This window comes from Halomonas sp. SIMBA_159, assembly GCF_046536035.1.
Lineage (GTDB): Bacteria > Pseudomonadota > Gammaproteobacteria > Pseudomonadales > Halomonadaceae > Vreelandella > Vreelandella venusta_A.
In genome coordinates this window covers 1-279 of record NZ_JAWJBT010000367.1, presented here as the reverse complement: position 1 = coordinate 279, position 279 = coordinate 1, and the positions used below count along the sequence as shown (strand labels likewise).

At 71.7% G+C, this 279-nt stretch carries 1 protein-coding gene; it reads right to left on the bottom strand.

Going from position 1 to position 279, the window contains the following annotated elements:
- Positions 1 to 214, bottom strand: a 214-nt coding sequence (locus tag R0J87_RS19645; RefSeq protein ID WP_498888356.1) for a hypothetical protein, incomplete at its 3' end; no start/stop codon positions are given.
- Positions 215 to 279: the final 65 nt, after the last annotated feature.

Genomic DNA, 279 nt, shown 5'->3' with positions numbered 1-279 from the left:
GGTTGGCGCCCAGCAGTCCGCTACTCGCCACGCAGCCGGGATATGCGGAGGCGATGGGTTCCGGGACGTTGATCGAGGTTCCCGTCGCGGTCGCCCGCTCGGCATCCGTCCATGCCGCCGCGGTCGACGGGACGGTCCGGGCGAGGCCGACCCCGATCAGCAGCGAGATCCCGAGCACGGCGCCCGCCGACCGCAGACGCTTCTCGGGACTCATCGGACACCGCCGGGTTCACGCGGCTCGACACCGATCGACACGGCACGACGACGAGCGACGAGCAG